We start from the raw sequence: 15,183 nt of genomic DNA on the forward strand, positions 1-15,183 counted from the left end.
TCTGATATCATGTTCATGGGTGAATACCAACATACGATTGATACAAAAGGGCGCATGATCATCCCTGCTAAATTTAGAGACGATCTCGGAGAACAGTTTGTGCTGACGAGAGGGCTTGATCAATGTTTATTTGGCTACCCTATGAGTGAGTGGAAACTAATTGAAGAGAAACTCAAAGCACTGCCGCTAACGAAAAAAGATGCACGTGCGTTTACCCGGTTCTTCTTCTCCGGCGCAGTTGAATGTGATCTGGACAAGCAGGGGCGCATTAACATCGCATCCAACCTACTCCAATATGCAAAACTCGAAAAAGAATGTGTGGTCATCGGCGTTTCAAATCGAATTGAGTTGTGGAGTAAGTCGATCTGGGAACAATATACAGAAGAGCAAGAAGATTCTTTTGCTGAAATTGCTGAAAACATGATTGGATTTGATATATAATAATCCCTTGTGCAGCAAGCTTTCTACACATTCATTTCTATTTGAAAAAGGTGGGACCATATCATCATGTTTCAACATGAGACAGTATTATTAAAAGAAACAGTTGACGGTTTAAACGTCAAAGAAGACGGTACATATGTGGACTGCACGCTAGGCGGCGCAGGTCATAGCTCATATTTACTATCTCAATTATCAGAAAAAGGTACATTGATTGGGTTTGACCAAGACGATGCTGCACTGGATCATGCACGAGAGAAGCTCGCACATGTTAAAGCGAACATTCTTTTCATAAAAAGCAACTTCCGATATTTAAAAGAACGTCTGAATGAACAAGGAATTACAAGCGTAGACGGTGTGATTTTTGATCTTGGGGTTTCATCACCTCAGCTTGACACACCAGAGAGAGGCTTTAGTTATCACCATGATGCACCTCTTGACATGCGAATGGATCAAACCGCTGCTTTGTCGGCAAAACAAGTGGTGAATGAATGGCCATTTGAAGATCTAGTTCGGATTTTCTACAAATATGGGGAAGAAAAATTCAGCAAGCAAATCGCACGCAAAATTGAAGAAGCCAGAAAAAAAGCGCCAATTGAAACAACAGGTGAGCTTGTCGACATTATTAAAGAAGGAATTCCCGCACCTGCAAGACGAAAAGGCGGACATCCAGCGAAAAGAGTATTTCAAGCGATCCGAATTGCCGTAAATGACGAATTGAAAGTATTTGAAGAAGCACTAGAACAAGCAATAGAGTTACTCAATCCGAAGGGGAGAATTTCTGTCATTACATTCCATTCACTTGAAGATCGGATTTGTAAAAGTACATTTAAAGAAATGTCTTCTCTTCCAGAACTTCCGCACGGACTACCAGTGATTCCAGAAGGACTTGAACCAAAACTGAAGCTGATCACGAGAAAACCAATCGTTGCATCAGAACAAGAGCTGGAATATAACAACCGTGCCCGTTCAGCGAAGCTCCGAATTGCAGAAAAAAAGTAAACGACACCATAGATGATGATAAAAAGGAGGTTTCTTATGAGTAATTTGGCTTACCAAAGAGAAGTAAAGCAACATCAAACCGAGCAGCAAGGTCAATCGGTTGTGATTAGAAGAAGAGGTTCTATTACACTTGGTGAAAAAATCTTACTTGTCATGTTTGTCATGGCTCTCATGTGCAGCTCGATCCTCATCATTTCGAAAGCCTTTGCTGTTTATCACGCAAATATCGAAGTGCAGAAACTAGAACAGCAAGTGTCATTAGAATCGAAAAAGATCACCGAACTGCAAAAGGAAAAAGATTTACTAAGTGAACCAGAGAGAATCATTGAAGCCGCTAAAAAAGCGGGCTTAAGCATATCGAAAGATGTTAAGAAGGTCGATTAACATGGCGATGCCTAAAAAGAATAAAATGATGAACAGAGGCGCGGCAATTGCGAGTATTTGCTTCGCCCTGTTTTTCTTTATCATCCTTGCACGTTTTATTTATATTCAGATTACGGGAACCGTTGATGGACAAGTGTTAGCTGCAAAAGCCAATGAACAATATCAATCGAAAAAAACACTTGAAGCCAAAAGAGGGTCCATTTTAGACAGAAACGGAAATGTGATTGCGGAAGATACATCTGTGTATAAGCTGATTGCGATCATGAGCAAGAAAATGACGGTCGATCCAAAGCATCCGATGCATGTCGTTGACAAAGAAAAGACAGCAAAAGAGCTGTCAAAAGTCATTGATATGAGTGAGAGTGAAATTTTAAAGCGTCTGAATACAAAAGATGCGTTCCAAGTTGAGTTTGGTAAAGCCGGAAAGGATATTAGTTTTTCAACAAAGGAAAAAATTGAAAAGCTAAAACTTCCTGGGATCGCCTTTGAAAAAGACACAAAGAGGTATTATCCAAACGGCATGTTTGCTTCGAACTTAATCGGTTACGCTAGATTAGATGAAGCAACGAAGGACATGTCAGGCGCAATGGGTCTAGAAAAGGCTCTGAATAAATATCTGAAAGAAAAAGATGGCTATGTAACATATAACAGCGACAGAAGCGGATGGGCACTTCCGAATAGTAAAGAAGACATCGTTGCCCCGAAAGACGGGAAAAACGTCACACTGACCATCGACCAAAAAATTCAAGCATTTCTTGAAGAAAGTATGACGCAGGTCGCTAAAAAATATAAGCCGAAGAAAATCATTGCGACAGTCGTTGATCCGAAAACTGGAAGAGTTCTTGCAATGGGACAGCGGCCAAGCTTTAATTTAAATGAACTCGACATTACGAACTATAACAACGATGTCATTTCTTACGCATTTGAACCAGGTTCAACAATGAAAATTTTTACACTCGCTGCTGCTATCCAAGAAGGAGTGTACCAAGGCAGTGACAAGTATCAGTCTGGTACTTATAAAGTAGGCGGCGGTCTTGTAAGAGACCATAACAACGGAAATGGCTGGGGGAAAATTGATTTTCATGAAGGTGTTCTACGTTCTTCAAACGTAGCTTTTGCGAAACTGGCAAAAGATAAGCTAGGTTTCACACGCTACGAACAATACTTGCAAAAATTCCATTTCTATGACAAAACAGGCATAGACTTGCCGAACGAAGCGTCTAGTAAAATCAATTTCAGATACGAATATGACAAAGCATCGACTGCTTATGGTCAGGCGTCCGCGATTACCCCAATTCAGCAAATTGAAGCGGCGACAGCCATTGCAAACGGTGGAACGATGATGAAACCATATGTAATCGATCATATTACAGACCCGAACACAAACAAAACAATTTTACAGCACGAACCAACAGTAGCAGGAAAACCAATTTCTTCTGATACAGCGAAGCAAGTCCGTGACATTTTAGGTGAGGTCGTTTCCTCAAAAATTGGCACAGGACAGCCATATCAAATCAAAGGTTTTGATGTCGCTGGGAAAACAGGTACAGGACAAATTGGCGGTGCTGGCGGTTACCTTCAAGGGAGAAACGATTACGTCTTTTCATTTATGGGAATGGCACCAAAAGATGATCCGAAGCTGCTCGTTTATGTGGCTGTCCAACAGCCTCAGCTATCTGAAACACAAACAGGCTCTGCCCCTGTTTCAGAAATCTTTAACCCTGTGATGAAAAATAGTTTGCTCTATTTAAATATCGCACCAACAAAAACAGACGATAAAAAATCTGGCAAACAGAAAATAAAACAAGAAACAATGCCGTCATTCCTAGATTTAGAAGTGAAACAGGCAGAAACAGAAGCAAAAAACAAAAAGTTATCACCTGTTGTCATTGGTGACGGTCTATCCATTAAACGCCAATGGCCAAATGCGGGCTCTGAATTCTCTGAAAGCCAGAAAGTCTTTTTGAAAACAGCAGGGAAAACCATTAAAATGCCTGATATGACAGGCTGGTCCAGAAGGGAAGTTCTTCAATATGCGTCTATTTCAGGTGTGCATATTGAAACAAATGGACAGGGATATGCTGTCAAACAAAGCGTGAAAAGTGGAGCGGAGATTTCAGATAAAGTCGTCACAGTGACCTTCAAAAGTCCAAATTAACTTGAAAACCTAGCAAATCATTTGCTAGGTTTTTTTCTTCTGCTTGAGCGATGGACGAGATCGTTCTATAAAAAGACGAGCCTGCATATGATGAAAACAAGCCATATGTAAGGAGTGAACCGGGCGTGCGAGTGTCAAGTGTAACAGTGAGAAAACGATTGCTTTTCGTGCTGCTGTTTGGGGTGATCATTTTTTTCATCATAGATACTAGATTAGGATATGTGCAGTTTATTATGGGCGAGAAGCTGACAAGTTTAGCGAAAGATTCATGGAGCCGTAACCTTCCATTTGAACCAGAACGAGGAGATATTTTGGATCGAAATGGAGTGGAGCTGGCGACGAACAAAAGTGCTCCCTCTATTTTAGTCGTGCCGCGGCAGGTGAAAGACCCAGCAGAAACAAGCAAAAAATTAGCAGCAGTGCTGAATATGTCTGAGGAGAAAGCGTACAAGCATGTCACCAAGAAAACGTCTATAGAGCGGATTTCCCCAGAGGGGAGAAAAGTATCTCATGAAAAAGCAAAAGAAGTCAGAGAGCTTGATTTAGATGGAGTCTATGTAGCAGAGGACAGCATTAGACATTACCCGTTTGGAAGTTTCTTATCTCATGTATTAGGTTTTGCTGGAATTGATAATCAAGGCTTACTTGGGCTAGAAGCGTACTATGATGATGACCTAAAAGGTGAAAAAGGCTCTGTGAAATTTTATTCTGATGCAAAAGGGCAAAAAATGCCAGATGAAGCAGATGATTATACACCGCCTAAAGATGGGCTTGATATGAAATTAACAGTTGATTCAAAAGTGCAAACCATCATCGAACGAGAACTAGACAATGCCCAGGCAAAATATAACCCAGATGGCATGATTGCCATTGCCATGAATCCGAAAAATGGTGAGGTGCTGGGAATGTCGAGCAGACCTGACTTTGATCCGGCTGACTATCAATCAGTTGATCCAAAAGTATTTAACCGAAACTTACCGGTGTGGAGCACATATGAGCCAGGATCGACGTTTAAAATCATTACACTGGCAGCTGCCCTGGAAGAAAATAAAGTAAATTTAAAACGTGATCAATTTTTTGACAGCGGATCTGTGACAGTGGATGGCGCAAGGCTCAGATGCTGGAAAAAGGGAGGACATGGATCACAGTCGTTTCTAGAAGTGGTACAAAACTCTTGTAACCCGGGATTCGTCGAGCTAGGCGACCGTCTTGGAAAAGATAAATTATTTTCTTATATTAAGAATTTTGGCTTTGGTCAAAAGACAGGAATCGACCTTCAAGGAGAAGGTAGAGGAATTTTGTTCCCGCTTGATCGTGTTGGTCCTGTAGAACAGGCAACAACAGCCTTTGGTCAAGGTGTATCTGTTACGCCGATTCAACAAGTAGCTGCAGTGGCAGCCGCAGTAAATGGAGGAACGCTTTACACCCCTTATATTGCAAAAGAATGGATCGATCCAATTACAAAAGAGGTGGTAAAAAAGCAATCACCAATTGCCAAGAAGAAAGTCATTTCAGCGGAGACGTCTAAAGAAATCAGGTATGCCCTTGAAAGCGTAGTCGCTCAAGGAACTGGCCGGAATGCATTCGTTGAAGGATATCGGGTGGGCGGAAAAACAGGAACAGCACAGAAAGTAAAAGACGGAAAGTACATGGAAAATAACCATATTGTGTCATTTATCGGTTTTGCGCCTTCGGATGATCCAAGCATTGTTGTGTATGTAGCAGTAGATAACCCAAAAGGCACGATTCAATTTGGTGGGACAGTAGCAGCACCTATTGTGGGCCATATTATGCGAGACAGTCTGCCTGAAATGGGCGTGAAAAAAAGAAAAGGACAAATTGAAAAGAAGTACCAATGGCTGGACACAAAAACCATTGAGGTACCGAATCTTGTAGGAGGATCTGTTTCTGACCTTGAATCACTCCTGATTAATCTAAAGATTGATGCTTCAGGAACTGGCAGTAAAGTGGTGAAGCAATCGCCTGCTGCCGGCACAAAGGTCAAAGAAGGTTCCACGATCCGATTATACTTAAATGATGAATAATAAAGAATGAACAGAGGGTAGCCGCACTCATTCGGCTGCCTCTTTTTGTTGAAACAGAAGGGTCGCTTTAAAAAAAGAGCATAAAGTGTGCTTTTTCCAAGAGAAACTTAAGGAATACGCTGGATGTATCCTTTTTTTTACGATAAAATATAGACTGTGTGTTTTTTTCACAAGACATGCACGTGAACGAATTTGAGAGGTTTGATATGAAATGAAATTACAAGAACTCCTTACATACTTTAAAAGTGAAAACAATGAACTGATAAACGAAAATCCGGAGATTACTTCCATTGAAATGGATTCAAGAGAAGTGAAAAAAGGGAGTCTTTTTGTCTGTATAAAAGGCTATACAGTAGATGGACATGATTACGCTGAAAAAGCAGTGAAAAGCGGGGCTGCAGCGATTGTAGCAGAACACCCACTTCACATAACAGATGTACCAGTCATTATTGTAAAACACTCTCAAAGAGCACTTGCAAGAATGGCAGATGCTTTTTACGAACAGCCAACTCATAAACTCAATCTAATTGGTATTACAGGAACGAACGGGAAAACGTCCACAACACACATGATTGAGCAAATGATGAGAAAAGCCGATAAAAAAACAGGTTTAATCGGTACGATGTATATGAAGGTAAACGATGAAATTCTCGAAGTGAAAAACACAACACCTGAGAGTGTCACCCTTCAGAAGACCTTTAAGCAGATGCTTGATCAAGACGTAGATACAGCCATTATGGAAGTATCATCACATGCTTTGCATCTTGGGCGTGTTCATGGATGTGATTATGATATTGCCGTCTTTACAAATCTTACCCAAGATCATCTGGACTACCACAACACAATGGAAGAATATAAACATGCAAAAAGCTTGCTCTTTTCCCAGCTTGGAAGTGCCTTTCAGCACGATAAGCCGAAGCATGCCATTTTAAATGCAGATGATGAAGCGTCTAGTTATTTTGAAAAAGTCACAGCTGCTGAAATTATGACGTATGGCTTAGAGCAAGAATCAGATGTAATGGCAAAGAACATTCAAATCAAACCAAAGGGAACACAATTTGATTTGATCACCCCAATCGGCACAAAAAATGTGACGGTTGCCCTTATTGGGAAATTCAATGTGTATAACATTCTAGCAGCTGTATCAGTAGGAATTGTATCAGGCTTAACGTTTGAAACGATCGTTAGTGCCATTGAAGAACTTGAGGGAGTCAAAGGAAGATTCGAACTTGTGAATTGTGATCAAGACTTCCCAGTCATCGTTGATTATGCGCACACACCTGACAGTTTAGAAAATGTACTGACTACGTGTAGAGAATTAACAGAAGGTAGAATTTTCTGTGTAGTTGGCTGCGGGGGCGACCGTGATAAAACCAAGCGCCCTCAAATGGCCCAAATCGCTGTGAAATATGCAGATGAGCCTGTTTTTACATCAGATAATCCAAGAAGTGAAGATCCATCAGCCATTTTGAAAGACATGGAAAATGGCGTGCCAAATGCCTATTATCACAGCTTTGTGAACCGGAAACAGGCCATCTTTTTTGCCATTGCTAATGCAAAAAAGGGCGATACAGTCTTAATAGCTGGAAAAGGCCATGAAACGTACCAAATCATTGGTGATCAAGTCTATGACTTTGATGATGCCAAGGTGGCATCCGACGCTATTTTAGATCTAAACAAATCTTAAAAATGATGAAAAGAGTGTAATGAAATGAAGCATTTTGTACAAAAACAACATACGAAAGACACGAATGAATATCATAATAATGAATGCTATTTTCTAATGGAAAACGGCTTTGGAAATTCGGAAGGAGTAAAGAACAATGCTTGAACAGGTGATATTGTTTACAATCATAATGGGATTTTTAATCAGTGTTCTTTTATCCCCGATTTTTATTCCGTTTTTAAGAAGACTTAAATTTGGTCAAAGTATTAGAGAAGAAGGACCTCAGTCTCACCAAAAGAAATCTGGTACCCCAACAATGGGTGGAATTATGATTATCTTTTCTATTACAATTACAACGATCGTGATGATTAACAAATTCTCTGAGATTAGTCCAGAAATGTTTTTATTGTTATTTGTCACCCTTGGCTACGGATTATTAGGATTTTTAGATGATTATATTAAAGTAGCGATGAAGCGAAATCTTGGCTTAACATCAAAACAAAAACTGATCGGGCAAATTGTGATTGCTGTGATTTTCTATGCAGTCTTCCATTATTATGAGTTTGCAACGACTATTCGCATTCCAGGAACAGATGTCAGCTTTGACTTAGGATGGGCATATTTTATCCTCGTCGTTTTCATGCTTGTCGGTGGTTCTAATGCGGTAAACCTTACAGATGGACTTGATGGTTTATTATCTGGAACAGCTGCTATTGCATTCGGAGCTTTTGCTATATTGGCTTGGAATCAATCTCAGTATGATGTGGCGATCTTTTCGGTAGCAGTAGCAGGGGCTGTCCTTGGGTTCCTTGTCTTTAATGCGCATCCTGCAAAAGTATTTATGGGTGATACGGGATCGCTTGCTTTAGGCGGTGCCATCGTGGCCATTGCCATTTTAACGAAACTTGAGATTTTACTCGTCATTATTGGAGGAGTATTTGTTGTTGAAACGTTATCCGTTATCCTTCAAGTCATCTCCTTTAAAACAACTGGAAAAAGAATCTTTAAGATGAGCCCGCTTCACCACCACTATGAGTTAGTTGGCTGGTCTGAGTGGAGAGTAGTTGTCACCTTCTGGACAGCTGGTTTATTGCTTGCTGTTTTAGGAATTTACATCGAGGTGTGGTTATAATTGAATAGGATGCAAATGTTAAAAGACGAACATGTACTAGTACTAGGCCTTGCAAAAAGCGGATATGCGGCAGCCTCAATTCTTCACGAACACGGAATAAACGTGACGGTCAATGACCAAAAAGCTTTTGAAGAAAACGAGCCTGCTCAGTTACTTTCTGAAAAGGGGATTGATGTCATTTGTGGCAGTCATCCTCTTCGTATGTTTGACGATAAAGAAATTACGATTTTAATTAAGAACCCTGGAATTCCTTATGAGAATGTGATGGTTCAAGAGGCGCTTCGCCGAAAAATTCCAGTTTGGACTGAAATAGAATTGGCGTATCATTTGACCTCATCTCCTTTTATTGGGATTACCGGATCAAATGGAAAAACGACCACGACCACTTTGATTTATGAAATGTTGAAAAAAGACAGCCAAAAAACATTGGTAGCAGGTAATATCGGAACGGTCGCAAGTGAAGTTGCCGCGCGTGCAGCGGGCGATGAATGGATCGTAACTGAGCTCTCTTCATTTCAGTTAATGGGAACCGTTGAATTCAGACCTAAAATCAGCTTAATATTAAATATTTTTGACGCACATTTAGACTATCATCACACGCGTGAAGAATACGAAAAAGCAAAACAGAAAGTGTATGCACATCAACAAGAAGATGACATAGCTGTGGTTAACCTAGATGATCCTTCTGTTGTCAAACTAGCAGAAGATTCGAAAGCGCAAAAAGTGTTTTTCTCAGTTAAAGAGCCGGTAGCACATGGAGCGTTTATTAAAGATGGTGCCATTTACTATATGAATGAACATGTCATTGACCTCAAGGATGTTGTTCTTCCTGGTGAGCATAACCAAGAAAATATTCTAGCAGCTATTTGTGTTGTAAAAAATGCAGGCTGCTCAAACGAAGCGATTGCGCAAGTTCTTACTACATTTAGTGGAGTGAAGCATCGTTTGCAATTTGTGGAGACGATTCAAAATAGAAAATTTTATAATGACAGTAAAGCGACCAATATACTGGCAACAAGTAAAGCTTTGTCTGCCTTCAAGCAGCCGACCATTTTACTAGCAGGTGGACTGGATCGTGGCAATGAATTTGATGAATTAAAACCTTTTATGAAGAATGTAAAAGGAATGATTACATTTGGTGAGACTGCGCCTAAGTTTGTGAAGCTTGGTGAAGAGCTGGGAATACATCACGTAAAACATGTCGATAATGTTGAACAAGCAGTACCTGCGGCGTTTAGCATATCTGAAGAAGAAGACGTGATTTTATTGTCTCCAGCTTGTGCAAGCTGGGATCAGCATAAAACATTTGAAGAACGTGGAGACATGTTTGTAAACGCCGTGCATATGCTTAAATAAGGGCTTGTCTCTCATAAGACTGACAGCCCAAATGAAATTATGCTTGGGGTGTCGGTCTCTTGACGAATAAGAAAACTTCTCCGGATTTTTTGCTTGTTGTCATTACGTTACTTTTATTGACGATTGGTTTAATTATGGTGTACAGCGCAAGTGCTGTGTGGGCATCGTATAAATTTGATGATTCGTTTTATTTTGCAAAAAGACAGCTTTTGTTTGCCGGAATCGGAGTTATCGCAATGTTTTTCATTATGCGGGTCGATTATTGGACGTGGCGGACTTGGTCAAAGATACTGATTGCAGTGTGTTTTCTCCTCCTCGTGCTTGTCTTGATTCCTGGTATCGGTATGGAGAGAAATGGTTCAAGAAGCTGGATTGGTGTCGGTGCGTTTAGTATTCAGCCCTCTGAATTTATGAAGCTTGCGATGATTGCGTTTCTTGCAAAATTCTTATCTGAAAAGCAAAAGAATATCACATCCTTTCGTAAAGGTTTCGCCCCAGCACTAGGTATTGTGTTTTCTGCATTTGCCATCATTATGCTGCAGCCGGACCTAGGTACAGGAACGGTTATGGTTGGAACCTGTATTATTATGATATTTGTTTCAGGTGCGAGAATCGCTCACTTTATCTTTCTCGGTCTTTTAGGGCTTAGCGGATTTGCCGCACTTGTCTTATCAGCACCCTATCGAATAAAACGAATTACATCTTATTTAAATCCTTGGGAGGATCCACTTGGCAGCGGGTTTCAAATTATTCAATCGTTATACGCTGTCGGTCCAGGCGGTCTGTTTGGAATGGGGCTAGGTCAGAGTAGACAAAAATTCTTCTATTTGCCTGAGCCTCAAACAGACTTTATCTTTGCTATATTGTCTGAAGAACTTGGATTTATAGGTGGATCACTCATTTTGCTGCTCTTTAGTGTTCTATTGTGGAGAGGCATTAGAATAGCCCTCGGGGCACCAGATTTATATGGAAGTTTCTTGGCAGTGGGTATCATCTCAATGGTTGCCATTCAAGTAATGATTAATATCGCAGTTGTCACTGGTCTCATCCCTGTGACGGGCATCACACTCCCATTCTTAAGTTATGGCGGTTCATCACTGACATTAATGCTGATGGCAATTGGCGTACTTTTGAATGTAAGCAGATATGCTAGATATTAATGTGCTGATAGTTCATGAAACCATATAGACTTTTATTTTGCAAAAGTATGAAAAAATGATTTGAAGAGTGAAAATGGCAGTTTCTGTTTCGAAAACATGATGATTGACTCTTCTTTACAGGTTTTGACGGAGCCCTGTTGTTTAAAACAGGGTTTATACTTTGTTCAGAGCAGAAAAAAATTGAGGGGAAATGGTATAATGCGTATAGTTATTAGTGGAGGCGGAACAGGCGGGCATATTTATCCTGCTCTAGCTTTTATTAAAGAAGTGAAAAGACTGCATCCTGATGTGGAATTTTTATATATTGGCACTGAGAACGGGCTTGAAAAGAAAATTGTAGAAAGAGAAAATATCCCATTTAAATCAATTGAAATTTCAGGTTTTAAAAGAAAGCTTTCCTTTGATAATGTAAAAACAGTGATGAGGTTTCTAAAGGGCGTCCAAAAAAGTAAATCTTATTTAAAAGAATTTAAGCCGGATGCTGTTATTGGAACAGGTGGTTATGTGTGTGGTCCTGTTGTTTATGCTGCGTCTAAGCTAAAAATCCCGACGATCATTCACGAACAAAATAGCCTGCCAGGCATCACAAATAAGTTTCTGGCAAGATATGTGAATAAAGTAGCCATCTGTTTTGAAGAAGCAAAGGAACACTTTCCTTCAGAAAAGGTTGTTTTTACGGGAAACCCAAGAGCCTCTGAAGTCGTCTCTATTAAAGAGGGAAAATCTCTTAAAGAGTTCGGGCTGGATGAGAAGAAAAAAACGGTTCTCATTTTTGGCGGGAGCAGAGGTGCAGCTCCAATCAATAAAGCAGTGATTGACATGCAAGATGAATTAAAGGCAAAGAACTATCAGCTTTTATATATTACAGGTGAGGTTCATTATGAAAAAGTGCTGAACGAATTAAAAGAAAAAGGTGAAGCGCCGAATATGATCACAAAGCCTTTCTTGCATCAAATGCCGGAGTATTTAAAATCAATTGATGTCATTGTTGCAAGAGCGGGAGCCACAACGATTGCTGAAGTGACGGCACTTGGAATTCCGACCATCTTCATTCCAAGTCCATACGTGACCGCAAATCATCAGGAAATTAACGCAAGATCACTTGAAAAACATGATGCTGCGATCGTTTTAAGAGAATCAGAGCTTTCAGGAGATCGCTTGCTTCATGCAATTGATGAAATTGCTGGTAATGACGAGAAACTACATCAAATGAGCCGTTTAACAAAAGAACTCGGAGTACCAGATGCGGCCACACGTTTATATAATGTGTTAAAAGAAATTACGACTTCATGATGAATGATATGAGGTAAGGCGGAGGGTAATATGGAGAACTTGAAGAATGAATTATTAGAAGCGCAAGTTGGTAAAGTACTTGAAAACGAACCGCTTGCAAATCATACGACAATGAAAATAGGCGGACCGGCCGATCTATTAGTCATCCCTAAAGATGTCGATGCTGTCAAAACAATTATGGATCAGGTGAAAAAACATGATACTCAATGGACGGTCATTGGGAGAGGGTCCAATTTACTTGTTCTTGATAAAGGAATTCGCGGGGTCGTTTTAAAGCTGGGTGCTGGGCTTGATCACTTAACTGTCAATGATGAAGAAATTACAGTTGGCGGAGGCTATTCAGTTGTAAGACTTGCTACGTCTCTTAGTAAGCAGGGGCTGTCAGGATTGGAATTCGCAGCTGGTATTCCAGGTTCTATTGGTGGCGCTGTTTATATGAACGCAGGGGCACATGGATCTGACATCAGCAAGATTCTTGTGAAAGCGAGAGTCTTATTTGAAGATGGAACGATCGAGTGGTTAACTAATGAGCAAATGAACTTTAGCTATCGAACTTCTGTGCTTCAAAAGGAACGCCCTGGAATTGTTCTCGAAGCAGTGTTCAAGCTTAAACAGGACGAACGTGAGAAAATCACAAAGAAAATGCAGCAAAATAAAGATTATCGTAAGGAAACACAACCGTATAATAAACCATGCGCCGGCAGTATTTTTCGAAATCCATTACCTGAATATGCAGGACAGCTTGTAGAAAAGGCGAATTTAAAAGGATATCAGATTGGCGGGGCTAGAATTTCTGATATGCACGGAAACTTTATTGTCAACGCTGGTGGGGCAAAGGCTCAAGATGTGCTCGACTTAATTCAGTACATTCAAAAGAAAATCAAAGATGACTACAATGTAGAGATGCATACAGAAGTAGAAATTATTGGTGAAGCAAATTAAAGGCTACTACTTATGAATGATGGTATCACGGAAAACAAACGGCATTTTTTCATGCCGTTTGTTTTCTAATCAATATGAGATAAAGAATGATCCAAAGGTGCGGACAAGCAGCTTTGAATGAGGTGAAGAGTATATATGCGGCCTGATCATGAAAATGAAAAGATCGTCAATATAGAAGAACGAATCCCTAAAATTAAAGAACAAAGGAAGCAGAAAGCGAATCGGAGATTAATCTCTTTTATTTTGCTGTTTTTTATCATGGTTTTAATTATTGTCTATTTGCAAACACCAATCAGTAAAATTTCTTCTTTAACCATTACCGGTAATGAACATGTACCAACAAAACAGCTCGTTAAACTTTCGCAAATTAAAGAAGGCGAGACAGAGTTTTGGAATTTAAATAAAGATATGACAGCAGACCATATAAAGCAAAATAAATTGATTAAAAGTGTCAGTATCAAAAAACATTTCCCTAATAAGGTCAGTATTGCTGTCAAAGAGTATGCAAATATTGCGTATCTGCAAAAGGGACATTTTTATTATGAGCTTCTTGAAAACGGGACGGCTTTGCCAGATGAAGTAACACCAAGTCACGCAGGACCTATTTTTGTCGATTGGGACAATAAAGAGAAATTGAAGCAAACAGTGAAAGCTCTAAATCAACTGCCGGCTTCTATTCAGGAACTAATCTCAGAAGTATATTACGTACCGACTAGCTCCAATCAGTGGCTCGTTAAATTTTATATGAATGATGGAAACACCGTTATTGCATCAATTAAAACATTCGCAGATAAAATGACGACGTACCCTGCCATTGTCAAAGAGCTTTCGTCCTCTGAGAAAGGTACGATTCATATGGAAGTAGCTACATATTTTGAAGCTTTTAAATCTAAGAAAAAGGAAGATGAACGTTGAGAGGCAAAACCGTCATATTCTCAATTGTAATGCTTGTTCTTGGATTTCTGATTTCTTTTTCATACCAATATACGAAGCAGCATCGAGCAGATGTCAATCGAACAGAACAATGGAAAAAAGAATATTCTTTGAAAAGTCAGCTAACAAAGCAAGAAAAGGCGAATCAAAAACTTGAAAAAGAACTTTATCGTCTTCAATCAAAAGTCCAAGAAACAGAGTTTGGTTTGAAAAATGAAAAAGAGCAGTATTTCAATGTTTTGGAAGATGTTGAGAAATACAGAATGTTTACAGGAGAAATAGGTGTAAAAGGGAAAGGGGTAAAAGTATCTCTTGAAGATGCATCTTATATCCCGAGTGGACAAAATGTCAATAATTACATTGTGCATGAGAGCCACATTTTCCATGTGATAAACGAACTATTTATATCAGGGGCATCTGCTGTAGCTATAAACGGACAAAGAATCACACACCAATCATACATACATTGTAACGGTCCAGTCGTCACGGTTGATGGTGTTCAACATCCAGCACCATTTGTCATTTCTGCTATTGGAGATCCAGCTGTTTTAATTCCTGCATTAAACATTGCAGGCGGGGTGGTTGATCAGCTGACAAGTGATCATATTTCCATGACGATTGAAAAGAAGGATATTCGTATGAATCCTCTTCTAAGAAACAAAGATTAAATGTGA

The 15,183-nt window shown here is 39.8% G+C and carries 13 protein-coding genes; all 13 read left to right on the forward strand.

From position 1 onward, the window contains the following. The first annotated feature begins 9 nt into the window (after window positions 1–9). The 13 genes from mraZ to BA79_RS02280 all read left to right on the forward strand — a co-directional run bounded on the left by mraZ (window position 10) and on the right by BA79_RS02280 (window position 15,177). Window positions 10–441, forward strand: a complete 432-nt coding sequence (gene mraZ / locus BA79_RS02220) for a division/cell wall cluster transcriptional repressor MraZ (protein ID WP_035701066.1) — start codon at window positions 10–12, stop codon at window positions 439–441. A 66-nt stretch (window positions 442–507) separates the two neighbouring features. Continuing rightward, entirely contained in the window at window positions 508–1,440 is a 933-nt protein-coding gene (gene rsmH / locus BA79_RS02225) for a 16S rRNA (cytosine(1402)-N(4))-methyltransferase RsmH (protein ID WP_007499781.1), read from the forward strand. Between the two features lie 36 nt (window positions 1,441–1,476). After that, window positions 1,477–1,824 carry a cell division protein FtsL gene (gene ftsL / locus BA79_RS02230; protein ID WP_008344998.1) on the forward strand — a complete coding sequence of 116 codons (348 nt, stop codon included), beginning with the start codon at window positions 1,477–1,479 and terminating at the stop codon, window positions 1,822–1,824. Window positions 1,825–1,831: 7 nt separating this feature from the next. Then, window positions 1,832–3,982, forward strand: a complete 2,151-nt coding sequence (locus BA79_RS02235) for a penicillin-binding protein (RefSeq protein WP_035701069.1) — start codon at window positions 1,832–1,834, stop codon at window positions 3,980–3,982. Between the two features lie 125 nt (window positions 3,983–4,107). After that, entirely contained in the window at window positions 4,108–6,027 is a 1,920-nt protein-coding gene (locus BA79_RS02240) for a stage V sporulation protein D (RefSeq protein ID WP_035700661.1), read from the forward strand. 211 nt (window positions 6,028–6,238) lie between these two features. Beyond that, entirely contained in the window at window positions 6,239–7,714 is a 1,476-nt protein-coding gene (locus BA79_RS02245) for a UDP-N-acetylmuramoyl-L-alanyl-D-glutamate--2,6-diaminopimelate ligase (RefSeq protein WP_035700663.1), read from the forward strand. A gap of 136 nt (window positions 7,715–7,850) precedes the next feature. Further along, entirely contained in the window at window positions 7,851–8,825 is a 975-nt protein-coding gene (gene mraY / locus BA79_RS02250; RefSeq protein WP_007499771.1) for a phospho-N-acetylmuramoyl-pentapeptide-transferase, read from the forward strand. A 9-nt stretch (window positions 8,826–8,834) separates the two neighbouring features. After that, complete coding sequence (gene murD / locus BA79_RS02255) at window positions 8,835–10,181, forward strand: UDP-N-acetylmuramoyl-L-alanine--D-glutamate ligase (RefSeq protein ID WP_370539203.1); 1,347 nt, start codon at window positions 8,835–8,837, stop codon at window positions 10,179–10,181. A 59-nt stretch (window positions 10,182–10,240) separates the two neighbouring features. Next, entirely contained in the window at window positions 10,241–11,341 is a 1,101-nt protein-coding gene (spoVE, locus tag BA79_RS02260; protein WP_007499768.1) for a stage V sporulation protein E, read from the forward strand. Between the two features lie 198 nt (window positions 11,342–11,539). Continuing rightward, window positions 11,540–12,634, forward strand: a complete 1,095-nt coding sequence (gene murG, locus BA79_RS02265; protein ID WP_008344982.1) for an undecaprenyldiphospho-muramoylpentapeptide beta-N-acetylglucosaminyltransferase — start codon at window positions 11,540–11,542, stop codon at window positions 12,632–12,634. Window positions 12,635–12,664: 30 nt separating this feature from the next. Next, complete coding sequence (gene murB, locus BA79_RS02270) at window positions 12,665–13,576, forward strand: UDP-N-acetylmuramate dehydrogenase (RefSeq protein WP_007499764.1); 912 nt, start codon at window positions 12,665–12,667, stop codon at window positions 13,574–13,576. 135 nt (window positions 13,577–13,711) lie between these two features. Then, window positions 13,712–14,491 carry a cell division protein FtsQ/DivIB gene (locus BA79_RS02275; RefSeq protein ID WP_007499762.1) on the forward strand — a complete coding sequence of 260 codons (780 nt, stop codon included), beginning with the start codon at window positions 13,712–13,714 and terminating at the stop codon, window positions 14,489–14,491. Continuing rightward, on the forward strand, window positions 14,488–15,177 hold the full coding sequence (locus tag BA79_RS02280; RefSeq protein WP_007499760.1) for a DUF881 domain-containing protein: 690 nt from the start codon (window positions 14,488–14,490) through the stop codon (window positions 15,175–15,177). The genes BA79_RS02275 and BA79_RS02280 overlap by 4 nt, the downstream gene beginning before the upstream one ends. Window positions 15,178–15,183 lie beyond the last annotated feature (6 nt).

The organism is Bacillus altitudinis 41KF2b (genome assembly GCF_000691145.1).
Classification (GTDB): domain Bacteria; phylum Bacillota; class Bacilli; order Bacillales; family Bacillaceae; genus Bacillus; species Bacillus altitudinis.

What these genes read in the sequence shown, in the direction of transcription:
- mraZ (WP_035701066.1), top strand. Translation starts at nt 10, where the DNA reads ATGTTCATGGGTGAATACCAACATACGATTGATACAAAAGGGCGCATG.
- rsmH (WP_007499781.1), top strand. Translation starts at nt 508, where the DNA reads ATGTTTCAACATGAGACAGTATTATTAAAAGAAACAGTTGACGGTTTA.
- ftsL (WP_008344998.1), top strand. Translation starts at nt 1,477, where the DNA reads ATGAGTAATTTGGCTTACCAAAGAGAAGTAAAGCAACATCAAACCGAG.
- BA79_RS02235 (WP_035701069.1), top strand. Translation starts at nt 1,832, where the DNA reads ATGCCTAAAAAGAATAAAATGATGAACAGAGGCGCGGCAATTGCGAGT.
- BA79_RS02245 (WP_035700663.1), top strand. Translation starts at nt 6,239, where the DNA reads ATGAAATTACAAGAACTCCTTACATACTTTAAAAGTGAAAACAATGAA.
- mraY (WP_007499771.1), top strand. Translation starts at nt 7,851, where the DNA reads ATGCTTGAACAGGTGATATTGTTTACAATCATAATGGGATTTTTAATC.
- murD (WP_370539203.1), top strand. Translation starts at nt 8,835, where the DNA reads ATGCAAATGTTAAAAGACGAACATGTACTAGTACTAGGCCTTGCAAAA.
- murG (WP_008344982.1), top strand. Translation starts at nt 11,540, where the DNA reads ATGCGTATAGTTATTAGTGGAGGCGGAACAGGCGGGCATATTTATCCT.
- murB (WP_007499764.1), top strand. Translation starts at nt 12,665, where the DNA reads ATGGAGAACTTGAAGAATGAATTATTAGAAGCGCAAGTTGGTAAAGTA.
- BA79_RS02275 (WP_007499762.1), top strand. Translation starts at nt 13,712, where the DNA reads ATGCGGCCTGATCATGAAAATGAAAAGATCGTCAATATAGAAGAACGA.